Here is a 24877-nt window from a genome sequence, read left to right on the forward strand (position 1 = left end):
CTATCATCTCCTTTGCACCTCCATCATATAATAAAGCGTACACAATGTCAACACTGTACGCTTTATTATATGACGTTTATATCATTTTTATAAAACCTGGCAAAAACGGAATTTTACCAAACTTAAACAATCAAATCAATCTGTTTACACACCAGGCGTTCTCTGCCAGCTCAGCGCAGGCGTCTGCAGGATACCGCAAACATCAGCTGCGGTATCCGTCCGGATTTGTACTCTGCCATCTCCAGGAGTCCTCGCACATCCTGTCAATGCCGAATTCAGCTTCCCAGCCCAGCTCCTTCTTTGCCTTGGAGGCGTCGGAATAGCAGGTGGCGATATCACCGGCTCTTCTGGGTTTGATTTCGTAGGGAATGGGTTTTCCGCAGGCTTTTTCATATGCCTTTACCACATCCAGTACGCTGTAGCCGTTTCCGGTTCCCAGATTGTAGATATTCACCCCGGACTTATCCTCAATCTTCTTCAATGCCTTCACATGGCCTTTGGCCAGGTCAACCACATGGATATAATCCCGCACGCCTGTGCCGTCCGGCGTATTGTAATCGTCGCCGAATACGCCAAGGCATTTTAACTTGCCCACTGCCACCTGTGCAATGTAGGGCACCAGATTGTTGGGAATTCCCTTGGGGTCCTCTCCGATAATTCCGCTTTCATGGGCGCCAATGGGATTAAAGTAGCGAAGCAGAACCACATTCCACTCCGGGTCCGCCACATGGAAATCCGTGAGAATCTGCTCTAACATTCCCTTGGTCTGTCCGTAAGGATTGGTAATCTGACCCTTCGGGCATTCCTCTGTAATGGGAATGACGGCCGGATCGCCGTAAACTGTTGCAGAAGAGGAGAAAATAATATTTTTCACTCCATGTTTCCGCATCACATCGCACAAAATCAATGTTCCGGTAATATTATTATGATAATATTCCAGAGGCTTCTGTACAGATTCCCCTACGGCTTTCAATCCTGCAAAATGAATAACGCTGTCAATTTTTTCTTTTTCAAACACCTGGCTCAAAGCCGGCGCATCCAGGATATCCACCTGGTAGAAAGGCACTTTGGCTCCGGTAATTTTCTCCACTCTCCGGACTGCTTCTTCACTGGAATTAACCAGATTGTCCACAACTACCACTTCATAGCCTGCATGAATCAGCTCAATGCAGGTATGGCTTCCGATATAGCCTGCTCCGCCTGTTACTAAAATTGCCATAATGATTCCCTCCTGTCCATAGTCTGCACACAATTGTGCAAAAATTGCATGTAATTTTCAGAAAACTGGTTTGACCTTAGAGCGAACGTTTTATATTTGGATACGGACAAAAACTGCCGGACTGTGTATCGAACTACGATTGTTCGCTGTAATGCCAGCCGCCAGGGATTTTCCCTCCCCATGACCTATGAGAAAGTATATCACAATTCCATAATTTAGTAAATACCAAATTTATTTTACTATTATTTTAGTAAAATGGTAATTGGACTTTTCCATGGCCGCACAGGGCGGCAAATCTGAAACACTGTCCCACATCCGCTTCAAATTCCGCTGAGTTCCCTGACAATTTCTTCTAACTGCTCCCATTTTTCTTCCATATCCGCCACCAGCTTCATCTGGGTGCGGCACCGATCCAGATTGTGTCCTTCCCGGTGGATTTTGAAATAAACGTCTCCTTTCAGGTAATCTGTCAGAAAACGGATGCCGTTTTCGTAGGTCATCACTTTTGCCCCCATGGGAAGCATGGCAATTTCCAGATCGGTGAGATTCCCCCTGCAGCCCTCTAAAAATCCCTGGGTATAAATCCGAAACAGCTCTAAGTCGCAGCTTACCTTAGACAAATCCTGCTCATCCTCTTCCCCGGTGCTGGCGCCGAACCGGATGGCATCTCCGAAATCATGGGCCGTCAGCCCCGGCATTACCGTATCCAAATCTATAACGCAGATACCCTTTCTGGTTTCTTCGTCTATCATAATATTATTCAGCTTGGTATCATTGTGGGTAACACGAAGGGGCAGCTTTCCCGCTTTCAGCATATCGCCCAGTACGCAGGCAACCTCTTTCCTGGAACGGAAGAATTCGATTTCTTTCTCTGCATTCTTCGCCCTGCCACACACATCCTCTTCCACCGCTTTTAAAAATACTTCATACCTGGCTTTTGTATCATGGAATCCTGGAATTGTCTCGTGAAGGGTTTCTGCCGGATAGTCAGCCAGAAGCTGCTGAAAGTTTCCAAAAGCCAGCGCGCTCTCATAGAAATCCTCGTCTCTCTCCACCCGATCATAGCTTAAGGCGCCCTCAATCAGATAATACATCCGCCAGCATTCGCCCTGGGTATCCTGATAAAAAGATTTTCCTTCCCTGGTGGGAATCACTGTCAGAGTTTCCCGCATAACGTCTCCGCCGTTTGCCGCAATTTTCTTTTTTAAAAACTCTGTCACTCCCACAATATTTTCCATAACCTCCCCGGGACTGGAAAAAATAGTCCGGTTCATCCGCTGCAGCACGCACCTTTTTTCCCCTTCCACCAGAAAAGTATCATTGATATGGCCGCTGCCAAAGGGCCTTGGTTCCCCTGTCACTCCTTCCAGTTCAAAATGACTGACTGCTTCTCTTGCCTGTTCCTGCATTACCTTCTCCTCCATTTTCTGTTAAAATTCCTCCGGATATAACCCCTTTTTCTTCAATTCCGCAATGGCATTGACCACCATTTCCTTATCCTCTTTGTAAGTAACGCCAAACCACTGATCTCTGGAGCTGAGCACCTGTACGCTTGCCTTTCCTTCCCGCAGCAGGCTTCCCACTGCCATAGGCAGATAATACTCTGCTTTCAGCGGATTACCTGGCAGTTCCTCTTCAAGAAACTTCTCAAATCCCAGTTCCAGTTCCTTTAAAATACTTTCGGAAAATCCCCAGATATTCATGGAAACTGTGCTGTCCATGGAAATCTCCGTCCAGGTTTTGCCGTCGTCCTCTGTATACACTGCCTGGCTGCCCCGCTTTTCAATATGGGTGCGTTCGCAGATTTCTGTCAGATATCCCTCCGCGTCTGTCCCGCAGACTCCTCTTGCCACATGGCCATTCTCTGTCAAAGTATTTTTCAAATCATATCCCACCATGGCATAACGGTATGTTTCGTCATCCTGATGGCTGGTGAGATAATCGTAAATTGTCTTATACGCATGTTTTCCGTAATAATCGTCTGCATTAATTACCGCAAAGGGGCCGTCCAACACATCCTTGCAGCACAAAATTGCATGGCCTGTGCCAAAGGGCTTCTCCCGGCCTTCCGGAACCTGATATCCTGCCGGAAGTTTTTCCAATTCCTGAAATACATATTCCACCTGCATTTTCCGGGAAACACGGTTGCCGATACACTCTTTGAACACTTCTTCGTTGGCTTTCTTTATAATAAAGACCACTTTTTCAAAGCCGGCCTCCACCGCATCGTAAATCGAAAAATCCATAATAATATGACCCTGCTCATCCACCGGATCAATCTGCTTCAGTCCGCCGTATCGGCTTCCCATGCCTGCCGCCATAATTACCAATGTTGGTTTCTTCATAATTAAACCCTCCTGATTCTTTGAATTTCTTCTGGTAGTTACCATAATAATACAAAAAAATTTTTCTGTATTTGCACAATATTTTTACTTTTTTGCACGATATTATGTTAAAATAAACAATAGGATTCACCCCCTTTTATAAAATAAAACACCCTCTGAATTTGCAGAAACCATCCGCCGAAACATTGTTTTCAGGCATATTCGGCAGCCGGAAAGGAGGTTCGTATGGACTTTTACAAATATCCGCTGACAAAATTATTCCACATCCCGCAAATCGTCACCATCCATTATTTTGAGTACAGCAGGGATTTCAGATTCGACGGGGAATCCCATGATTTCTGGGAATTTCTCTGTGTGGACAAGGGAGAAGTGACGGTTACGGCAGACCAGGCAACCCACAGGCTGAAAAAAGGCAGCATTATCTTTCACAAACCGGGACAGTTTCATTCCGTGGCCACCGACGGCGTGATTGCCCCCAATCTTGTTGTGGTTTCTTTTGTGTGCCATTCCCCTGCCATCTCTTTTTTTGAAGATAAAATCCTTCCTCTGGGGGAAACGGAGCGTCATCTCCTGGCGGCCGTCCTGGCAGAAGCCGGCGACGCGTTTCTGACTCCCTTAGACAATCCCTACACCCGGCAGCTTTCCGGCAATCCGGACCGGCGCCCCGGTTCTGAACAGATGATACAGCTCTCCTTAGAGCATTTTCTTATTTCCCTGTACCGGAAAAGCTGTCAGCCCCCGGCAGACACCCGTCTGGACAAGTCTGTAAAATTAAAACGGGACGATGAAACCTTCCGGCATATTCTGACTTATATGGAAAACCGGCTAACCGAGACTCTTACCCTGGAACAAATCTGCCATGATAACTTAATCGGCGTCTCACAGCTTCAAAACCTGTTCCGCAGTAAATGCGGCGGCGGCATTATCGAATATTTTACCCGGATGAAAATCACCCGGGCGAAAGAACTGATTCGGGAAGAAAACATGAATTTTACTCAGATTGCTGACTTTCTGGGGTATAATTCCATTCACTATTTTTCCCGGCAATTTAAAAAAATAACCGGAATGACGCCTTCGGAATATGCCCTTTCCATTCAGGCTTTTTCCAAATAACGTCATTCCGGCTTTCTGCTCTGCGGAAGTTCGTCTGACCATCAGGTCAACTAAACTCTGGAGAGATATTCTCCGGTTCTGGTGTCGATCTTAATTACGTCCTCCTGCTCTACAAACAGCGGAACGTATACGGTTGCGCCGGTTTCCACCACTGCAGGCTTAGTTGCGCCGGTTGCGGTATCGCCTTTAAAGCCCGGCTCTGTCTCGGTAATTTTTAATTCAACGAACAGAGGCGGCTCCACTGCAAACACGCTGCCGTTGTGAGAACACATTTTCACCATTTCATTCTCTTTGACAAATTTCAATGCGTCTCCGATGGCTGCAGAATCCAGGGCAATCTGCTCATAAGACTCAACATCCATAAAGTGGAACAGATCTCCGTCAGAATATAAGTACTGCATGTCCGCTCTGTCGATACGGGCCTGGGGGCACTTCTCTGTGGGGCGGAATGTTTTCTCCACCACGCCGCCGCTCTTGATATTCTTTAACTTTGTTCTGACAAAGGCTGCGCCTTTCCCCGGTTTTACATGCTGAAATTCAATAATCTGATAAATATTATTCTCTAATTCAATCGTAATACCATTTCTAAAATCTCCTGCTGAAATCATTGGATTTTCCTCCTTAAACTACATTTGGACGCAATCCGCCCATACGCTTTCTACATTCTATACTATAATGGCAAATTTTTCAACCTTTTTTTACTGTTCTTCTATTTTAGAAATCATCTGAACTCTCGCCTGATGCCGTCCCCCCATAGGTTCTGCTTCCAGATAAGCCTTCACAATGTCCTTTGCCTTCTCAACCCCTACAATTCTGGCGCCGAACGCTATGATATTCGCATGGTTATGCTCCCTGATTAAATGAGCGGTGGTAGTGTCGGAGCACACGCCGCAGCGAATCCCCTTAACCTTGTTGGCCGCCAGGGAAATTCCCACTCCCGTTCCGCAAATCAGAATTCCGCAGTCCGCCTCCCCTGCCGCCACAGCTCTTCCCACTTTCTCGCCGTAAATGGGATAATCGCAGCTTTCCGTGCTGTCTGTTCCGAAATTGACCGTCTCATGTCCCAGTCCTTCCACGAAGGCTGTTATTTCTTTTTTCATATCCACAGCGGAATGGTCGTTTCCAATTGCAATCTTCATTTCGCTTCTCCTTTCATGCCTGCCCGGTGTTTTCTATGATAAAAAAACAGTACAATTCTTTCCAGATACCGTTTTAATACAATCTGAATCTCTTCTTTTGGATGGATGGGTTTTGTTAAAATGGTGCGGATGCCTGCCCGGTTGGCGCCATATACATCTGTAAAAATCTGATCTCCCACAAACAATGTATTGCTCTTATCCGTCCCCATCAGCTCCATGGCCCGTTCATAGCCGGAAACCTTCGGCTTTCCCGCCTTGAAAATATACTGCACCTGTACCTGATCGTTAAACATCTTCACCCGGGGCTCCTTATTGTTCGACAGCAGACAGCACTGATACCCCAGCTTCTTTAACCGGGCAAACAGCTTCTTTGCCGCCTCGTCTGCCGGAGCGCCGTGGGGCACCAGAGTATTGTCCACATCAAAAATAATTCCCCGATATCCTTCCCGAAACAAACGCTCATATTCTATCTGATATGCGGAATCCAAATATTCATTGGGATAAAATTTTGCTAACATACTGTGTATTCTCCTGTGACATAAGCTTTCCTTTTGTTCCGCTTACTGATCCAATAATAAGCTTTTCTTTTGTTCCGCTTACTGGTCCAAAATCTTCTTCAATTCATCCATAAAGGTATTGACGTCCTTAAATTCACGGTATACGGACGCAAATCTGACATATGCCACCGGATCAAGCTCCTGCAGCCGGTTCATTACGATTTCCCCTATCTCGGAACTGGAAACTTCCTTTTCCTCTCTGTTGAAAATGTCCACCTCCAGCGTGTCCACCAGCTGGCTGATTCTGTCTGCGGATACCGGACGCTTATGGCAGGCCCGGAGAATGCCCGCTTCTATTTTCGCCCGATCGTATTGTTCCCGGTTGTTATCCTTCTTTATCACAATTAAAGGAATCGTCTCCACTTTCTCATAGGTGGTAAAACGCTTCCCGCAATCATCGCAGAGCCGTCTCCTGCGGATCGAATAATTGTCGTCCGCGGGCCTGGAATCTATCACCCGTGTATTGTCACTGCTGCAATATGGACATTTCATGATATCCCTCCCCGATTTTATCTGCTGCAACTCCAAGCGCATTTGAAAACGCTCTGATTTCTTTCAGTATATCTTGCTTTTTTTTTATTGTCAACCACATTTTATGCCCGCTGAAGCTCCCGGGCCCGGATCAGAACAGACAGGAGCAGGCCAAAAACGGCAAAACCCAGAGCCACCAGAAAGGCGCCTCTGTAACCGCCTGTCTGCTGAAACACCCTGCTTACAATCATCGGCCCCAGCAGTCCGGCTAAGTTAAAGCCGATAAACATAATCCCATAATTGACGCTGGAGTATTTCGCACCGAACCGCTCCGCCGTAAAACTCGGATACACTCCCATAAAAGCTCCGAAACAGACGCCCGCCAGACAAATCCCCACATAAAATAACACGGCAGAGCCGTTTCCGCTCAGATAGAGAATTCCCATGGCCAGAATCGCTGCCCCAAACACTGCCCGCAATGTCTGGATACAGCCCAACCGATCCGAAATCATTCCTGCCAGAATCCGTCCAAATGTATTGAACAGAGCCAGTACAGAAACTACAATTGCAGCGGCAGCCGGCGTCATCCCAATCATATCCTGGGCAATGTTGGAGGCCTGTGAAATAGCCATCATCCCCAGAACAGCCCCGAAAAACAGCATCACAATCATAAGATAAAAAACAGGCATTTTCATCATTTCCTTCCAGTTTTTATTCTCCTCTGACTCTGCTTTTTTGCTTTCTGTCTGGGCGGCCGGAGGCGTCCATCCCTCCGGCGCAAACCCGTCGGGACATTTCAGGATCATCTGGGAAAAAATGCCTACCGTAACGATAATGACAATACCCATTAAGACAAACGCTCTGCTTACGCCCACTCTGTCAATCAGGGCGTTTGCCACAGGAGGCACTAAAACGGAAGATATTCCATAGGACGCTGTTGCAATTCCGCCCACAAGCCCCGCTTTATCCGGAAAAAATTTCACGGAATTGCTGATGGTACAGCCGTATGCAAGCCCCATGGCAAGGCCGCTGAACAGGCCGTATCCTGTTACAAGCATGGGAATATCCGATGCAAAGCCGCAGATCACAAAGCCAGCGCCAAATAAAATTCCGCCGGCAAATATCACCCATCTGGGCCCGATTTTCTGATTCAGAAACCCGCCGCCTATCATGGTGATAAATCCCAGGCCGTTTCCCACGGAAAACACCACGGACAAATCCGCGGCTGTCAATTCTTTTCCCAGGATTTCAGAAAGATGCGCCGCCATGGGAGCAGCAAATACGCTCCAGGCATACAGCGCGCCGATACATAAATTAATCAGGCAGCTTGCCAGAAGCACCAGCCAGCGCCTTTTTGTCAAATTGATTTTATTGTTCTGTGTTCCCATCTGTTCTCTCCTTAATCTAAAACATTCATTGTTTGAGCCGTCCTTTTTTCCTCTTCTGACAGAATCAGAGCCACTGGCTCCTCCCCCAGAGAATCCAGGTAAATCCATCCTTTGGCATAGGGCGGCTGAGGATACTGGTAAAACTGAAATTTCTTCCCCGCACTGTTTTCTATACATTTCATCATCCGTTTTGTCAGGGATTTTTCAAACAGCGTCTCGTGATGGGAGGTTAAATACCAGTCAAACTCCAGATTCTGAATCTGCTTTAAGGTTTCGTACTGAATTTTTGCTGATAAATGATTCTGAAAGTTCAGGCACATCACCGGGGTTAAGGCGTCTCCTGACAAAAGCAGCTTCAAAGACGGAATCCATATCCCAACAGAACCTGCCGTATGTCCCTTTAAGGGAATAATCCTGCAGGCCATCTGACCCAGGTCAAAGCTGTCAAATTCCAGGGGACGAATGCATTTCCATTCCCTGGGAGACGCCAGAAAAGGCCAGAGGCTGTCCCTGGTCAGTTCCCTGAGCCAACGGTTCAAAGTCTCCGTATCGTAACTTTCCAGAATGGAAAAATCCTGTTTCGGAAGATATACGCGCTCGAACTGGCAGTTTCCTCCGATATGATCAAAATGCCCATGGCTGTTCAGCACCAGAAGGGGAAGTTCTGTAATGCTCTCAAGGGTTTCTCTCAAATTGTCAATTCCGGAACCGGTGTCAAACAAAAGAGCCTTCTCTTTTCCCACCACCAGATTTGCACAGCAGCCTGCCCGGTCCTTTAACACATATACATTCTCTAATACTTTTGTTATCGCAATCATAAGCTCCAGCGAAAGGACTGCCCCATTCAGGACGGTCCATACAGACGGGATGTTTTGCAAACACCGTTTTTGTTCTGTATCAGACTCCATTCATGGGGCAGTCCTATTTCTTACCTCTCTGTTTTTTTAATTAAAAATTTCTGAAAAGCGTCCACTCCCACGCCCACATAAAACACGCCGACTGCCATGGCAGCTCCGATTTGTATGGGGAGCATCCCAAATTCTGACATTTTCAGCGGCCCCAAAATGGTAAGCCCGATGGCCCACCCGCAGAGCCAGGCAGGAGTATAAAATATATTCGGAAAGGTTTCTCCCAGCAGAACTGCAAGGCCGCCCATCAGAAACAGGGTCAGATACAATTCCAGATTGGGGTTTAACGGCAGCGTCTCCATCACACAGACGGCAAGCACCGCCCACACATCGCCGGCAAGAAAACCTGCGGTAATCTTAAGGGCGTCCTTTCTTTTATTTCCGTTTGCCACATAAAGACCGGCGCATATCAAAGCCACTGCCCCCACATCCACGCCCAGATAAGGCGCCGCCACCGCCCAGATGGGCGGCAGGGCCGCAATGCCAAGCGCCAGAGTCAGCATATTTATTTTCTGTTGTTTTTTCTCCATACGCCCTGTATTCCTTTCACTGATGCAGTGATTCTGAAATTAAGGAACTGGCTGCCATTCAAAACCGCTCCATACGGGTTTTCCGGTGTATTCTTTTAACGTTTCTTCTCCCTTTAACACACGGATTGCCCCGGCTGCCATTGCTTCCATTTCAAATTCTCCCGGGTAGGCTGTCACCGGCGCCAGGAAAGAACAGCTTTCAGTAATCTGCCGCACCAAATCATCACTGTGCACCATGCCGCCGCCAAGAAGTATTCCGTCCACTTTTCCATGGAGAACCGCCGCCATGGCGCCGATGCATTTTACAATCTGGTAAATCATGGCGTTCCACAGCATTTCTGCGTAGGGATCACCGTTTTTCGCCCGGTTGGTCAGCTCCACCGCATCGGATATCCCCGCATGGCTGACAAAACCGCCGGTTCTGGTGCACAGTTTCTTCACTTCTGCTGCGCTCAGCTGATTTTTCTCCATATATTCCAAAAGATCCGCCACGGAAATGCTGCCGCATCTGGTGGGAGCCATCGGGCCTTCGCCCCCTACGATGTCATAGCCGTCCACCATCCGTCCCTGACGGTGGGCTGAGATGGAAATTCCTCCTCCAATGTGGCATACCACGTAATTGCAGCTTTCGTAATCCCTGTTCAGCACATTTTTGCTGTGCCGGATGGCTGTTTCCTTCAAATTCAGCGCATGTAAATGAATGATCCGGTTTACGCCCTGAATACCGGTCATCCTTGCCAGATCCTGCAGTTCATCCACATCCGGCGGATTCACCACCATGGCCTGTTTTTTGTACTGCACGGCAAATTCATTGGCAAGCTGAGAGCCCAGCGCAGCCGGATGAATTACGCCGTTGGCGCATGTCCTGGCATGCTCCAACATCAGTTCCGATACTCTGTAAGTTCCACCTTCCATGGCAAGAAGGCCGCCGCCTCTTCCCACAAACACATCCACATCTTCCAGGGAAATCCCTGCTTCTTTCAGAAGCTTCAGTATCATATCCCTTCGGTATGGAAGCTGATCGGGAATTGTCTGATACTTTGCAAGTTCTCCGGCGTCATGGGAAACATTTTTTGTATAAATGCATGTTTCCTCCTGAAATAAAGCAATTTTCGTAGAAGTAGAGCCGGGGTTAATTGCCAAAACCTTGTACTGTTCCATTTCTTTTCATCCTCCTGCCGCCCGTACAGCGCTGATTACAATATTGCCTTTGATTTCAGAAACGGGAGCCCCTCTGGAGCAGTCGCACACCACCTTGTTGAAGCCCTGAAGCATAGGGCCGTACGCGTCGGCATGTCCAAACTGCTGAATCAGCTTCACGCCCACATTGCCCACGTTCAAATCCGGCCAGATCACAATATTGGCTCTGCCTGCCACCTTGCTTTCCCGTTTTACTTTTTTCTCAGCAACCGCCGGCGAAATTGCGGCGTCAAACTGGAATTCGCCGTCGATGGCCAAATCCGGCCGCTGCCCGTTTGCAATCTCCAATGCCTGAACTACTTTATCAATCAGTTCTCCCTGGCCGCTTCCCAGGGTGGAATAGCTGACCATGGCGCACCGGGGCTCCCAGTCCAGCAAAGCTTTCACGGTATCGCAGGCGGAAATCGCAATATCTGCCAGCTGCTTTGCATCGGGATTGGTGCACACGGCGCTGTCTCCCACTGCAAGAAGGGTTCCTTCGCTTCCCGCAAAGCCCGGGATATCGCACAGGCCAATACTGGAAACTGTGCTGATTCCCTCTTTTAACCCTATAATCATCTGCCCTGCCAAAAGCACGTCTCCGGTGGTATTGTCTATGCCTGCAAAGGTTACGTCCGCTTCCTCCACGGCCTGCATGACCATGGCATAATACAAGGGATTCTGCATCCTCCGGTTTAAAGCCTTTTCCTTCAAAATCGTCTGGGGAAGGGCCACATACTGCTCGATCAGCTTTTTCTTGTATGCTTCCTCATTGATATCCACAATCTCAAACACATGTTCCTCGTAGCCTCTTTCCCGGACTGCCGCTCGGATCTCGCTGCCAATTCCCACAAGAACAGGGATAATATAACCTTCTTTTCCTGTCTCATAGGCAGCCTGCATCATCTTTTCATTCATGGCTTCCGGGAACGCCACCTTTTGGGGATTTTCTTTGGCTTTTCGGTAAATTTCATCCAATACTCCCATTTTCCGTAGTTCTCCTTTCCTCTGGCCTGCCAGATTTTCATTTGGGGCGCCCTTTTTATCCCTTACATCTCTTCTTCAATCAGATTTACCAAATCGCCGATGGTGGCGCATCCGCTTGCGTCTGCTAACATCAGCTCCACATCCAGTTCATTTTCAATCTCTGCCACAAGAGCCACCATCTGTACGGACGCACCGCCCAGATCCTCTTTAAATAACGTTTCCATGGAAAGGTTCGCCGCCTCCTGTTTATAAGATGCTGCCACCATATTGAGTACCTGTGTTTCCAATTCTTTTCTGTCCATTTTCCTCTCTCTCTTTCTTATAAGATTTATTTATAAGCTGTTTCAGATTCACAGAACAACGGTGTAAGTACAATATAGCAAACCGCTGCCTGCAAAACACTCTTATATTTTCCGCTTTTTACCGGAAAATCTCTGTTGTCATTATGATTCTTCGTCAAGCTCGAACACCACTGTCTTAAAACCGCCTTCCCGTTCAAACACAGCGGCATGGCAGTTCAGTGGAAGTTTTTGAGACAGCTCCGTCCTGTTTTTCTTGCTGATGCCACGGACAACGGCGTTCAGCCTTGTGCCCTCCTCCAGTTCCACTTCGCCGTAGGCGTATTTGCCTAACTTTTTATATTCCGGCTTGGAAGAAAGGGCAGCCGGAAGAACGATGGAATGAAGCTTTGCTTTTCCGCTGATCTCATACCATTCCGTTTCATAATTGCCGCAGGCATTGCAGGCATATACCGGAGGAAATTCCACATTGCTGCATTGGGGGCATTTCCGGCCCATAAATTTCCCCTCTTCCAATCCCTCATAAAATTTCTGGACTACTTTTTCTAATTGAATGCTCATGAAAGCGCCTCCTATCCTTCTAATGTACGAATTACAATTGCAGCAACATTCTGTGCTCCGCCGTATCCTCTAAGCATTGCTGTTTTGGGCGTCTGTTTCACCTGGTGCTCTTTGCACTCGCCCCACAGCTGCTTGCATGCTTCGTATACATCTGCAAGACCGGAAGCCGCGTGGGCGTGCCCAAAGGAGGTCCGGCCGCCGTTGGTGTTGATGGGCTTGTCCCCATCCCAGGCAGTGCGCCCGTCACAGATATATTTCCATCCTTCTCCGTAAGGAAGGTAACCGGCAATTTCCGCAGATACCAGATGGGATGTAATAATAAAATCATTGGCATAAAATAAATCCAGATCTTCTCCTGACAATCCGGTCAGTTCATAGACCTGCCGCACCGCTTCTTCTGTGGCCCGCACTTCGAAATGGGGCGTGGTAGCCTCGCAGGCCGCGCTTCCGATGCCCAGCACTTCGATGGGTTTATGTTTCAGATTCTTTGCAATCTCAGGAATTTTTTCCGTTGCGCACACAATGGCTGCGGCAGCTCCGTCGCATTTCAGCTCAATGCCGCCGGCCCTGAGGAAATCTCCCATTCTGGGATTGTAGGGAGAATTCATGTATTCTTCCAGCGTCATGCCCGCTTCCCCGGCAAGAGCTTCATAAGTCTTTCTCTCAATGGCCAAAGGATTGACGGAAGCATTTCTCCGGTTGTTGATGCACATCCAGTTCAGGGTCTGGTTCATCTGCTCTGACGTAATGCCTCTGGTCCTGACATACCACTCCGCCGCATCGTCATAGATCAATTCCTGGCCCGCCATCAAGCTTCTGGTATAGGCGCGGTCATACAGCCATGAGGTGCTCTTTAAGAACTTATCCATGGTCATCTTATCTCTTTTATAGGGATGTTTCGGAGACTCCACATTGTCGGCAGGTGAAGGCGTGCTGTCGCCGAATTCCACTGCTCCGGTAAGGACGCAGTTATATTTTCCGGAAGCCACGGCGTTCACTGCCTGTTCAATGGCAAGATATCCGGTGCAGCACGCTTCGGAATGATGGATGGAACCCTTTCCTTTCATTCCGAACCAGTTGGCAATCTGCACATTCGGCGTCAGATAGTTAGAACCGTTCAGGGGACTTGCTTCCCCGTGAAAATAAAAATCCACATCTCTGGGATTCACGCCGGCGTCTTCCATTGCTTTCAGCGCCGCATAGCCAAACATTTCACCCTCGGTCAGCCCGTCCGTCTCCGGATGGTCTACCGTGTACATAAACGGAGTGCAGCCCACGCCGATAATCGACACGCTTCTTCCATACTTTCCCAAAGTACCCATAATTTTCTCTTCCTTTCCTCTCGTTTGATATCATTCAGTATAGTGAATTTTCCGTTTTGATTCATCGTGCCCGCATCCAATCTTTTCCTTTGACGGTTTCATTTTTCGTGTGCACGCACAAAGCTTTTTGAGATATAATAAAAGAACAACACGAAAGCGAAAGGAACATTTTATAATGGAATATATACAGCTGTTCAGCAAATTAGAAGAACAGGGATACCGGGCCGACATTTACGGAAACCGCCGGCTGAATCCTGATTTGATTCATGCGCGTATCCTGACAGGCCAAAACCAGATTTATTCGCCGTCCACTTTATATCTGGCTCCCGCCCATCTGATTCCCGAGCCTGAACTGGAAATCCCCATCATCCTGTTTTGTCTGGAGCAGTCCGCAGATTTTTGCCGGTATGAAGAGAGCGCCTTCCAGATTGCAGTGTTTGATTCTGAAATTTCCCAGGGAGATTTCCTGAACTTTATCTTAGAATGCCTGACTGAAATCCAGCAGATTACCGCCGGCATGCATCTTCTGGTAAACGCGCTGTTTTCCGGCAACGGGCTTCAATATCTGATTGACACAGCCACCGATATCTTCGGCAACCCCATATATGTTGTTGATTTGCAGTACAAATACCTGGCCATGTCTGACGGTATTGTGCCTGACAATATTTTCTTTCAGGAGGAAAGCGCCACCGGATATATCAGCGAAACAGGCATCCAGTATATTTCCAGAAATAATCTGGATGAAAAAGTGCAGCAGGCAAACCATGCCTATTATCATTTCAACCAATTGGTGGAGAAGGGAACGCTGATTGACGCAGTGGAAATCCAGGGCGTCTGTGTCGGACATGCGATGATGCTGGAATCGGAACACGCTTTTTATGATTTTGACAAAGAATTTTTTCACCGGTTCAGCAAGCTGATTTCCATGGAGCTGCAGAAAGACTCCTCATTCCGGCAGAACAAAGGCGTGATGTATTCTTATTTTTTGATTGATTTAATCAAACACCCGAAAAAAAATACCAACCACATCCGGGAACGCTTAAAAGCCATGGGATACAGTCTGAAGGACTCTTTTTATATTATTGCAATTCCCACTGTGGGATACAGTACCTCCGATTTAAAAATGGAGGTCATTCTGGAGCGGATGAGGCTTATCTTATCCGGGAGTATTTATGTAATATACGAAAATACCATTGTGTTTCTCATCAGCCGCAACTTAAACCAGCGTCTCAGCGATTATGAAATGAACCAGTTAGAAAGCTATTTGGCCGCCAATCAGCTGAAAGCAGGCATCAGTAATTTTTATCAAAATCTGGAAGACACCGCCTGTTTTTACCAGCAGGCAGTGTCCGCCGTGCTTTTGGGGATCAAGCTGTCTCCTGCTTCCTCATTTTATTATTTCAGCGATTACTATCTATACAAAATGCTGGAAACTCTGGAAAAAGAAGAGCCCCGAATCCAGTTTTTAATTCAGCCGGGCCTGATGAAGCTGTATCTTTATGACCAGGAGCACGGCACAGATTTTATGGACACTATCATCGAATTTCTAAAGCGCCCCGGCCAGCCCGGCAGCATTGCAGACACACTGCATATCCACAAAAATACGCTGCTGTACCGCATGGGCAAAATCAGGCAGATTACAGGCTGCAGTTTTACGGAAGGAGAAGAATATATGAATTACAACCTGTCTGTTAAGATTATGAAATATCTGCATCTGATCGATTAATGTCCAAACCCCGAACCTTTCCGGACGCAGCCGGAAGGGAAGAATTCTACCGCCGTTTGCAGGGAATGGGACGCTTCGGGCATCTGGGCTTAACCGTCCCTGCCCGGACAACGGCATCCTCCCCGCAGGCTTCCAGGCAGGCTCCGCACTGAATGCATTCCTTCTGTTCAATCACATGCACAAACTTTGCTTTTCCCAAAATGGCTTCTTCCTCGCAGGCCTCCAGGCAGTCTCCGCAGCCGATGCACTGTTCTGCCAGAATATGATATGTCATAAATTTTCTGCAGACGCCGGCCCGGCAGCCTTTTTTCCCAATGTGGTCTTCAAAATCCGCCCGGTAAGCGTCAATTGCCGCAAGAACGGCTGCGCCCAGTTCTTCTCCTGTCTCACAAAGAGACTGGCTTTTCATCATTTGGCAGAGCTCCTGCAGCTGCGCCATATCTGTGCTCTTTCCTTTTTTCTCTGTGATGTCTCCCAGAATCATTTGAAGCTGCGTGACACCCTCATATCCAAACACGCATTTTCCGCACCTGACACATTCATTTTCGGACACCATTTTGCACAGAATATCCACAATGCACTGGGTGTCTTTTAAATTATTTACCTGATCCAGCATACTCATACAGGCACCTCCTAATACTCGTTCCATAATTTCGGCCTGCAAAGCGTAAGCCGCAAATCACACTGCAGACACCTGCCGGCCTCCTGCCGGGCCTGTTCACAGGTCATGGGCTGTTCCACTAGGGTAAAATCTCCTGCCCTTGCAGCCGGGTCCGCCACTTCCGGTTCCACCCGTTTTCGGCCCGCAAATCCCGGTATCTGTCCCAGGTAAGGAGAAATCTCTTCTTCCTCTAAAAGTTTCTCGCTGATATCTCCGTCGCCGCCCAGATACAAGTCCATCTGCTCTGCAGCTTTGCGTCCTGCAGCAATTGCTTCAATCACAGATTTTGTTCCCGTCACAACATCTCCGGCTGCAAAAATGCCTTCCACGCTTGTATGCAGCTGCTCATCTGTCTGGATGTAGGGCCCATGGGTCAGGGCAAGCTCCATTTTCTCAGTGCCCTCCGGCTTCTGTCCTACCGCAAAAATCACCTGTTCCACGGCAATAACCTGGCTGCTTCCTTCCACTAACTCTATCACTGCTTTTTTGTTTTCATCAAAATAAAACTTATCAATTTTCTGAATTTCCACCCCTTCTGCTTTGTCCGTTCCGAGAATCCGCAGAAACGAATGGGCTGCATGGAGAATTACGCCCTCCTGACGCCCTTCCTCGATTTCTTCCGGTGTGGCAGTCATCTGGGCTTCGCTTTCCAGACATGCCATGTGAACCTCTTTTGCGCCCAGGCGAATTGCTGTTCTGGCACAGTCGTAGGCCACATTTCCGCCGCCTAACACCATCACTTTCTCTCCCACCGGAAGGGGCGTCTTTTGTCTTGCCTGCTTCAGAAAATCTGCATTGACATATACTCCGGGCAAATCATTGCCTTCTATGGGAAGTTTCGTTCCCTGATGGGTTCCAATGGAAACCAGGACAGCGTCGTATCCCTGGCCCAGAAGTTCCCTGGGACTTTCCACAGAAACTCCTGTTTTCAGTTCAAAGCCCGCTTCCAGCATGGTATTAATTTCCCCGTCCAGCAGTTCATCCGGCAGACGATAGGCCGGAATGCCATAGCGGCACTGACCCCCTGCCTTTTCATTTTTCTCAAACACCGTCACTGCATGGCCCTTTTTGGCCAGATAACAGGCTGCTGTCAGTCCTGCCGGCCCTGCCCCGATCACGGCTGCTTTCTTTCCTGTGGCCGAATCCTTCCGGACGCGCTGCTTCCATGCGCCGCTGTCATTTACGGCGGCAGAGCGTTTCAGCTTGCAGATTGATATGGGCGCGTTCAGTTCTCCCCGCTTGCATTCTCCCTCGCAGGCATGGGTGCAGACGCTTCCCAGAGTCTCAGGAAACGGAACTTTCTCCCGCACCACTGCCGCCGCCTTGTCAAAGGCTCCGTCTTTGATATAACGGATATATCTGGGAATGTCTATATGTGCCGGGCATGCGCTTCTGCAGGGCACTATGTTTTCTGCGTAAGAACGCTCTTCCTTCATAATTTTCACCTGATCCATAATGGAACCGGTGGGGCAGACTTCAATACATGCGCCGCAGAACCGGCACCCTGCTTCCTCCAACGATTTTCCCTCCGGTACGCCCGCCCGTACGCCCGCCGGCGTCTGAACATAATCCAGTACCTTCACCCCTCTTAACTCCTGGCAGACGCGGACGCATCTTCCGCACCGCACACATCTGGTAAACAGATGGGAAACCAGGGGATTGCTGTCGTCATTTGCCACGTTTCTGGATTTCTTTCTCCAGCCTTCCGGGCTGACGCCGAGATACTGGTACATGGACTGCAGCTCGCATTTTCCATATTTGGGGCATCCGGTGCAATCGGCCGGATGGGTGGCCAGAATCAGCTCCATGGCCATTTTCCTGACTTTGGACGACTCCGGCCCGTTTACTGTAATCTCCATGCCCTCTCTGACTTCTGTTTTACAGGCAGGCACGGCATTTTCCACTCCTGCAATTTCCACGGAGCACAGCCGGCATCCGCCTTTTGCCTCCAAATCCGGATGGCTGCAGAGATGGGGGATGAAAACTCCCCCTTCTAATGCAGCCTCCAGGATGTTCTGCCCTTCTTTCGCTTCTATTACTTTTCCGTCAATTGTAATGTTCATTTCGGCTACCATTCCTTAATCTTCCAAATTGCTGCTTTGGACTTAGAATTAAATTAAAATCATAACTTCGGATTCCGGATTTAATATTCAAAATCATCCAGTTCTGCCGCAGCCTGTTCTCCTGCAATACGTCCGCTGTTTAAACAGAATCCCATAGTATTTCCGGACAGGATAAAGGGATAACTGTCCCCAAAAATATTACATGCGTCTGTTCCCACACAGTACAGACCCGGAATCACTTTGGCGTCCTGGGTAAGAACCTGGGTCTTATGGTTGATCTTCACGCCGCCTAAGGAACCGTAAGCCCCTACGTTCTGCCTGCAGCAATAGAAAGGCGCTTTAGCAATGGGCTGCATGTAACGTCTGTCTTTTTCAAAAATCTCATCAAATCCGGCGTCGCACATCTCATTGTATTCTTCAATCTGGGCAGTCAGCCCTTCCACATCAATTCCGGCTTTTTCGGCCAGCTCCTCAATGGTATCTGCCTGCGCAATAGGCTCGTAGCCTTCTGCCAGATCTTTTTCCCACTGTTCATCAAAATGATCATACAGATCATGGGGATGTACATGAGAAACAATATCCGGCCCTTTTTTCTTATATTTTTTCAAAAGTTTACTGTCAAATATGGAAAACGCAATGCTTCCCGGCTGGGCTGTAATGGCATTTCCGGTAAACGTTGTATTTCCAATCTGATCCTCCGGCATAAACCGATCTCCATTCCGGTTCACCCACAGACAGGGCTGACGAAATGCGCCGTCTAAAATAAAATGGTTCATATTATCCGGAAGCTGGTACATCAGTTCCATACTGCAGGGCTCTTTGCCTGCTCCTGCTTCCCATGCCATTTTCAGGCCGTCCCCTTTCATTCCAGGGATTGCAAAGTTAAAAATCGTCTTTCCAAATTCATAGCCTGTCTCTTCCTGGATCATCTTTGGATTGTCCCCGAAGCCTCCGGTTGCAATAATCACAGAATTGGCTCTTGCTTCAATCTCTTCCCCGTCTTTTGTCTTTGCCAGAACTCCTGCTGCCTTTCCATCCTCCATAAGAATCTTGGAAACCGGCGTCTCAAACAGGAATTCCACGCCCAGCTCTGCGGCATGCTCCGTCATCTTTTTCGTCATGGAAGTGGCCGCGCGGGGACCGGGAACTCCGCCGCCTTCCGGTTTGCACACATGCCAGGTAAATTCTCCGTCGGAATAGGCCCTGGTATCCTCCGGCGCACTGAAGGCACGCTGCACTCCTACAAATTCCACACCCATATCCATCAGCCAGTCAATGGTATCTCCCGACTTAAAATAATAATCTCTTACCATACGGGCGTCCACACGGTAATGGGTAAAATACATATGTTTGCGGAAGGCTTCTCCCGGAGTCAGAGAAATCATATGCTCCCTCTGTATTCTGGAACCTACGCCCAAAGGCCCCATTCCCATATTTGCCGCCCCGCCTGTGGTGCTGGACTTTTCAAAAACCAAAACCTGCGCTCCGTTTTCTGCTGCCGCAATGCTTGCTGCAAGGCCGGATAAGCCTGCTGCCACTACAATCACATCTGCCTTCATTTCTTTCATTGCGATACCTCCTGTTTTTTCTGGTAATTAAATGGTCTGAAACTGTTTTTCTTTGTATTTTGCCAGTTTTTCCTGTACAATTCTGCGGTTTTCCGGATTGGAATAGAAGCCGCCCTGGGTATGGGCAATCTCTTCCAGGTGCTTTGCCCGTCCTTCTACGGTAGTCCTGTCTTTTAGAAGGCCGTCTTTTTGAATGACAAATTTCCATTTTCCGTCCTCTGTCTGCTCCAAAGTTCCCCCTGCGCCGCAAACCTGGCACTCAATGGGATAGTAAAGCCCGTCCCATTGCTGTTCTCCCAACACCAGGGCATTGGAATGGCAGTTGGGGCACCAGCCCATATCTTCTTCTCCTAACCATTTCCGTTCTTTTACCGGGGTATTGACCGCCGTCATAATATGTTCCCCAAGCTGCCTTGCACGGGCAATCAGAGAATCATCCAACAGACATTGGGCCTGTCCCGGAACTCTGGTTGCCAGTATCATGTCAACCACCTTCAGGTCTGTGGTAAACATGGTTGCCTGCAGTCCCTCCAATGCCATAGACTGCCAGGAACGGGTGGAGCCGCCCACTGCAATCAGCCCCGCAACCCTGTCTTTATGTTCAATGGCGCCGATTGTTTCTAAAAATGCCGTCTCATAGCTTAAACTTCTGTGGGCAAAGGTGAGATACGCGCTTGCCGGCATCAAATCGTAAGTGGGCACAGAAAAAATAACTGCATCCTGCGCTAACATCACATCCATAATTTTTTTCTTATCGTCCTTTTCATCCAGTACGCAGCCTGTATTTTTTCCCTGTGACATCCCCATGGTGCAGGAGGTGCAGCCGGTACAGTCCAGGATATTGTAATCCTTTAAATTGATCATGGTTACCTCGGCACCTGCCTCTTCACAGTACATCAGCGCCTCTTTCAGCAGTATTTCATTGTTGCTGTTCTTTCTGCCTGCCGCAATTCCCATTACTTTCACTGACATGTTGATTCTCCTTTTCTTGGCCTAGATCGTGTTTGAAACATGCTTTACTCTTTCTGTCTGTAATTATATTAAATTGTCTTTTTTTTAACATCGTGTTCCATCCTCAAATTTTATGAAAATCCTTTTTGCATTTTGTGTCGGTGCACAACACCTGCAAACACTGCAAAAAAACACGCTCCAGGCCGAAAAAGAAAAAAGGCTGCCGGAACATAAACGGATTCTCACAATATACGCCGTGATTTTTGAGCCAATCACAGCTATATGCCGCAGAATTTCATTTTCCGACAAACCTTTTTCTTTGATTTCAGAGGTTATTTGTGGGGCTTCGGCTCCGGAATTTCCACCAGAATAATATCCGGCCCGATTTTTACCACCTGATTCCAGGGAATTACAAGCTCGCTTTCCCTGCCGAACAGTCCCCAGAATCTTCCGCATCCCGGAATAATCAGCGCCAGGATGCAGCCGTTACAGGGATCGATGTCCAAATCCACCACAAATCCCAGGCATTTACAGTTGCAGACATTGATAACCTCTTTTTCTTTTAAATCACATAAACGCATAATATCCCCCTGCTGTATAGTATGCCGCAGGGGGATATTGGTGCTGGTTATTTAAAAATTTTATATGAAATTTAGGATAGGCTTATAATACGTTCTTGGTAGCGATAATATCTACCCCTGTGCCTGCCACGTCAGAGACAATCACATCTCCGATATGTACCGGCGCCTGAACTTTTACTCCTTTTAAATCTTTCATAATATCAAAGATCTTCCCTTTGGGAATATCTTCTTTGGTCTTTACAGACACAGCCGCAAGGCTTCCGCCTTCCACAATGACAGAGCTTGTCACGATTCTGGTGGGATTGGTTACTTCTTTTCTGGCATATACATCCCCGCGCTTACAGGTATTTCCGCTAACGCTTACTACCTCATCATTGTTCATTTCTACTTTCAGCGGACATCCCATGGGGCATCCGATACAAATTAATTCTCTTGTTTCCATAGATTTATGCCTCCTCAATTTTTACAGTAATCTGGGACAGATTTGAAAATGCAGCCAGTTCTTCTTTCTTCAATACTACTTCTTCCATCTCTCCAGGCGCTACCACCGGACGTTTTTTGTGGATAATCCGTTCTTCATTCAAATATACGGATACATAGCAGTTCTTATATACGTCGCCTACACGGAACCGAACGGTATGTTTTTCATCCATTCTGTCCGGATTGATGGTCTTAGGCACAGTGTAACGAGCGCCTTCTACTGCAACAATCGGAATATCCTTTGCACTGGATTCCTGATGCTTTGCGCCGTTTAAGACATACTCTGCCGCATGTTTTCCGGCAGCGGAAGCCTCCTCAGAAACAAAGTCCACCAAATCGTGTACATGGAGCACGTTGCCGCAGGCAAATACGCCTTCCACATTGGTTTCCAGGCATTCATTTACCAACGGGCCTGAAGTTACAGGACTCATTTCAACGCCCAGGCTTCTGGACAATTCGTTTTCAGGAATCAGACCGCAGGACAGAAGCAGTGTATCGCAGGTATAACGTTCCTCTGTGCCTGGTACCGGCCTTCTGTCCGGCCCTACCTCTGCAATGGTGATTGCCTCTACTCTTTCTTTTCCTTCAATATCCACTACGGTATGGCTTAATTTCAGAGGAATTCCATAGTCGTCCAGACATTGTACAATATTTCTCTTTAAGCCGCCGGAATAAGGCATTAACTCCGCTACCACTTTTACCTTTGCGCCTTCTAACGTCATTCTTCTTGCCATAATCAGTCCGATATCTCCGGAACCAAGAATTACAACTTCACGGCCGGGCATATAGCCCTCCATGTTAACCAGACGCTGTGCCGTACCTGCAGAGTAGATACCTGCGGGACGGTATCCGGGAATGTTCAGCGCGCCTCTGGAACGCTCTCTGCATCCCATTGCAAGGACAATGGCTTTTGCCTGAATCTCAAACATGCCCTCTTCCCGGTTCATTGCGGTTACCACTTTATTGTCTGCAATGTCCATAACCATGGTATTCAGCTTATATTCGATTTTCTCTTCTTCTAACTGTTCGATGAATCTTCCGGCATATTCCGGACCGGTCAGCTCTTCTTTGAAGGTGTGAAGCCCGAATCCATTGTGAATGCACTGATTCAGGATACCGCCCAGTTCCTTGTCTCTTTCCAACACCAAGATAGATTCTACTCCGCTTCTTTTTGCTGATACGGCTGCTGCAAGTCCTGCAGGGCCGCCGCCTACTATTACAATATCATAATTTAACATGTTCTTTCCCTCCTGAATTGGCACTACCCGTCAATTTATATTCTATCCTTGTTGATTCCTACAATAATCTTGGAGTTTCCGCCTGCTTTGGTGATTTCTGCCGGATCTACTCCGTGTTCCCTTGCAAGGATTTCAATGGTTCTCGGAGAACAGAAACCTGACTGGCAGCGTCCCATTCCCGCTCTGGTGCGGCGTTTCACGCCGTCTAAGGATTTGGCGCCCAGAGGCCGTTTGATTGCGTCAATAATCTCGCCTTCGGTAATCATCTCGCATCTGCAGATAATATTTCCGTAAGCCGGATTCTCTTTGATCAAAGCTGCGCGCTCTTCGTTGCTTAAGGTCTTGGGATCTAAAATGCCTTTTCTGGAACCGTTGAAATCGGGGTTCGCTTCTGCACCGGTCAGTTCTTTGACAATTTCCGCCACCATTTTGCCGATTGCCGGCGCACTGGTTAATCCGGGAGATTCAATGCCTGCGCAGTCGATAAAGCCTTTTGCTTCTTCCAGCTCGCCAATGTAGAATTCATGGCCGTCTTCATGGGCGCGCAGACCTGCAAAAGAGGTGATTACCTGACGGATGGGAAGCCCTTTCACTGTAGTTCCTGCTTTATTAATTAACTCGTCAATACCTTCCTGTGTGGTATTGGTGCCTTCTTTATTTTCAATATCAATTGCGGTAGGCCCTACCAGTGTATTTCCATGAACGGTAGGAGTTACCAGAACGCCTTTTCCGAACTTGCTTGGAAGCTGGAAAATCGTATGTGTTACAAATCCTTCTGTTGAACGGTCTAACAGACAATAGTCTCCTCTTCTCGGTGTGATATGAAGCTTCTTGTCGCTTACCATATTATGGAACTTATCTGCATGAACGCCTGCTGCATTTACCACATATCTGGTCTCAATTTCACCCTGATTTGTTTTGACAACCCAGCTGCCGTCTTTTTTCTCCAACCCTGTAACTTCTGTATCAAACTTAAACTCTACGCCGTTGGTTGCCGCATTTTCAGCAAAAGCGATATTCATGCCGAAGGGACATACAATTCCTCCTGTGGGCGCGTACAGAGCTGCCACTGCTTCATCAGAGATATTAGGCTCTAATTTTACCAACTCGTCCCTGTCAATAATGCGCAGATCTTTCACTCCGTTCTTAATGCCTCTGTCGTACAGTTCCTGTAAATTAGGCTTTTCTTCTTCGTGCAGGCATACCACCAGAGAACCGTTATTTTTGTAATGGAAATCCAGTTCTTTGGAAAGCTCTTCCATCATCTGATTGCCTTCCACATTCAGCTTCGCCATCAGAGAACCGGCCTCTGCATCAAATCCCGCATGGACAATTGCGCTGTTTGCCTTGGAGGTTCCGCAGCATACGTCTTCTTCCTTCTCCACTACGCAGACATTCAGTTTATACCTGGAAAGCTCTCTTGCGGAAGCGCTTCCTGATACGCCTGCACCAATAATTACTACATCATACATATTGTTCACCTATCCTTTTCTTTTTTCTGTTATACAAAAGGCAACAATCACACTCCCCTGTCCGGGGAATGTAATCATTGCCTCTCTGCTATCTCCGCAATGTCATATTTATCATCACA

General features: G+C 47.9%; 25 protein-coding genes. 2 read left to right on the plus strand and 23 right to left on the minus strand.

The features are described from left to right. Nucleotides 1–202: 202 nt before the first annotated feature. From galE to ACTO17_RS00800, 3 genes are all read right to left on the minus strand, one after another. Nucleotides 203–1219, minus strand: a complete 1017-nt coding sequence (gene galE / locus ACTO17_RS00790) for a UDP-glucose 4-epimerase GalE (RefSeq protein WP_172535960.1) — start codon at nt 1217–1219, stop codon at nt 203–205. Between the two features lie 320 nt (nt 1220–1539). After that, a complete protein-coding gene (locus ACTO17_RS00795) occupies nt 1540–2643 on the minus strand; it encodes a phosphotransferase enzyme family protein (protein ID WP_482556520.1) in 1104 nt (367 codons plus the stop codon). A 6-nt stretch (nt 2644–2649) separates the two neighbouring features. Continuing rightward, complete coding sequence (locus ACTO17_RS00800) at nt 2650–3564, minus strand: nucleotidyltransferase family protein (RefSeq protein WP_482556521.1); 915 nt, start codon at nt 3562–3564, stop codon at nt 2650–2652. 225 nt (nt 3565–3789) lie between these two features. On the opposite strand from ACTO17_RS00800, the gene ACTO17_RS00805 reads away from it, so the two are divergent. Further along, nucleotides 3790–4677: an AraC family transcriptional regulator gene (locus tag ACTO17_RS00805; protein WP_482556522.1), complete on the plus strand. Its 888-nt coding sequence runs from the start codon at nt 3790–3792 to the stop codon at nt 4675–4677. Nucleotides 4678–4727: 50 nt separating this feature from the next. Here ACTO17_RS00805 and efp read toward each other — a convergent pair whose 3' ends face one another. The 12 genes from efp to ACTO17_RS00865 all read right to left on the minus strand — a co-directional run bounded on the left by efp (nt 4728) and on the right by ACTO17_RS00865 (nt 14018). Further along, nucleotides 4728–5285 carry an elongation factor P gene (gene efp / locus ACTO17_RS00810; protein ID WP_172535956.1) on the minus strand — a complete coding sequence of 186 codons (558 nt, stop codon included), beginning with the start codon at nt 5283–5285 and terminating at the stop codon, nt 4728–4730. A gap of 90 nt (nt 5286–5375) precedes the next feature. After that, the gene (gene rpiB, locus ACTO17_RS00815; protein WP_482556523.1) at nt 5376–5816 is read right to left on the minus strand and encodes a ribose 5-phosphate isomerase B; all 441 of its coding nucleotides are present in this window, start codon (nt 5814–5816) and stop codon (nt 5376–5378) included. Next, nucleotides 5813–6334, minus strand: coding sequence for a YqeG family HAD IIIA-type phosphatase (locus tag ACTO17_RS00820; protein WP_482556524.1), 522 nt, complete (start codon nt 6332–6334; stop codon nt 5813–5815). The genes rpiB and ACTO17_RS00820 overlap by 4 nt, the downstream gene beginning before the upstream one ends. A 78-nt stretch (nt 6335–6412) precedes the next feature. Next, nucleotides 6413–6865, minus strand: a complete 453-nt coding sequence (gene nrdR, locus ACTO17_RS00825) for a transcriptional regulator NrdR (protein ID WP_172535953.1) — start codon at nt 6863–6865, stop codon at nt 6413–6415. Nucleotides 6866–6966: 101 nt separating this feature from the next. Next, nucleotides 6967–8232 (minus strand): L-lactate MFS transporter, encoded by a 1266-nt coding sequence (locus ACTO17_RS00830; RefSeq protein ID WP_482556525.1) that lies wholly within the window; start codon nt 8230–8232, stop codon nt 6967–6969. A gap of 11 nt (nt 8233–8243) precedes the next feature. Further along, entirely contained in the window at nt 8244–9050 is an 807-nt protein-coding gene (locus tag ACTO17_RS00835; protein ID WP_172535972.1) for an MBL fold metallo-hydrolase, read from the minus strand. 110 nt (nt 9051–9160) lie between these two features. Next, nucleotides 9161–9670: a DUF1097 domain-containing protein gene (locus ACTO17_RS00840; protein WP_172535952.1), complete on the minus strand. Its 510-nt coding sequence runs from the start codon at nt 9668–9670 to the stop codon at nt 9161–9163. A gap of 39 nt (nt 9671–9709) precedes the next feature. Then, nucleotides 9710–10831, minus strand: a complete 1122-nt coding sequence (gene buk / locus ACTO17_RS00845; RefSeq protein ID WP_172535951.1) for a butyrate kinase — start codon at nt 10829–10831, stop codon at nt 9710–9712. A 6-nt stretch (nt 10832–10837) separates the two neighbouring features. Next, entirely contained in the window at nt 10838–11836 is a 999-nt protein-coding gene (locus tag ACTO17_RS00850; protein ID WP_482556526.1) for a phosphate acyltransferase, read from the minus strand. A 62-nt stretch (nt 11837–11898) separates the two neighbouring features. Beyond that, on the minus strand, nt 11899–12138 hold the full coding sequence (locus ACTO17_RS00855) for an acyl carrier protein (RefSeq protein WP_172535949.1): 240 nt from the start codon (nt 12136–12138) through the stop codon (nt 11899–11901). 141 nt (nt 12139–12279) lie between these two features. Beyond that, nucleotides 12280–12696, minus strand: coding sequence for a Zn-ribbon domain-containing OB-fold protein (locus ACTO17_RS00860; RefSeq protein WP_172535948.1), 417 nt, complete (start codon nt 12694–12696; stop codon nt 12280–12282). 11 nt (nt 12697–12707) lie between these two features. Beyond that, nucleotides 12708–14018, minus strand: a complete 1311-nt coding sequence (locus tag ACTO17_RS00865) for a thiolase family protein (protein WP_482556527.1) — start codon at nt 14016–14018, stop codon at nt 12708–12710. Between the two features lie 175 nt (nt 14019–14193). Here ACTO17_RS00865 and ACTO17_RS00870 point away from each other — a divergent pair, with 175 nt between their 5' ends. Next, the gene (locus ACTO17_RS00870) at nt 14194–15744 is read left to right on the plus strand and encodes a PucR family transcriptional regulator (RefSeq protein ID WP_482556528.1); all 1551 of its coding nucleotides are present in this window, start codon (nt 14194–14196) and stop codon (nt 15742–15744) included. Nucleotides 15745–15790: 46 nt separating this feature from the next. Here the strand turns inward: ACTO17_RS00870 and ACTO17_RS00875 are convergent, their stop codons facing one another. The 8 genes from ACTO17_RS00875 to ACTO17_RS00910 all read right to left on the minus strand — a co-directional run bounded on the left by ACTO17_RS00875 (nt 15791) and on the right by ACTO17_RS00910 (nt 24758). After that, a complete protein-coding gene (locus ACTO17_RS00875) occupies nt 15791–16366 on the minus strand; it encodes an NADH-ubiquinone oxidoreductase-F iron-sulfur binding region domain-containing protein (protein ID WP_482556529.1) in 576 nt (191 codons plus the stop codon). Nucleotides 16367–16377: 11 nt separating this feature from the next. Then, nucleotides 16378–18468 carry an FAD-dependent oxidoreductase gene (locus ACTO17_RS00880; RefSeq protein WP_482556548.1) on the minus strand — a complete coding sequence of 697 codons (2091 nt, stop codon included), beginning with the start codon at nt 18466–18468 and terminating at the stop codon, nt 16378–16380. 80 nt (nt 18469–18548) lie between these two features. After that, nucleotides 18549–20036: an FAD-dependent oxidoreductase gene (locus ACTO17_RS00885; protein ID WP_482556530.1), complete on the minus strand. Its 1488-nt coding sequence runs from the start codon at nt 20034–20036 to the stop codon at nt 18549–18551. A 27-nt stretch (nt 20037–20063) separates the two neighbouring features. Continuing rightward, complete coding sequence (locus tag ACTO17_RS00890; RefSeq protein WP_172535943.1) at nt 20064–21008, minus strand: flavodoxin family protein; 945 nt, start codon at nt 21006–21008, stop codon at nt 20064–20066. 311 nt (nt 21009–21319) lie between these two features. Further along, nucleotides 21320–21568 carry a YlmC/YmxH family sporulation protein gene (locus tag ACTO17_RS00895; protein ID WP_172535942.1) on the minus strand — a complete coding sequence of 83 codons (249 nt, stop codon included), beginning with the start codon at nt 21566–21568 and terminating at the stop codon, nt 21320–21322. Between the two features lie 82 nt (nt 21569–21650). Further along, the gene (locus tag ACTO17_RS00900) at nt 21651–22010 is read right to left on the minus strand and encodes a DUF1667 domain-containing protein (RefSeq protein ID WP_482556531.1); all 360 of its coding nucleotides are present in this window, start codon (nt 22008–22010) and stop codon (nt 21651–21653) included. Between the two features lie 4 nt (nt 22011–22014). After that, the gene (locus ACTO17_RS00905) at nt 22015–23286 is read right to left on the minus strand and encodes an NAD(P)/FAD-dependent oxidoreductase (RefSeq protein WP_172535940.1); all 1272 of its coding nucleotides are present in this window, start codon (nt 23284–23286) and stop codon (nt 22015–22017) included. Nucleotides 23287–23321: 35 nt separating this feature from the next. Beyond that, on the minus strand, nt 23322–24758 hold the full coding sequence (locus ACTO17_RS00910) for an NAD(P)/FAD-dependent oxidoreductase (RefSeq protein ID WP_172535939.1): 1437 nt from the start codon (nt 24756–24758) through the stop codon (nt 23322–23324). Nucleotides 24759–24877: the final 119 nt, after the last annotated feature.

Source organism: Petralouisia sp. (genome assembly GCF_056822245.1).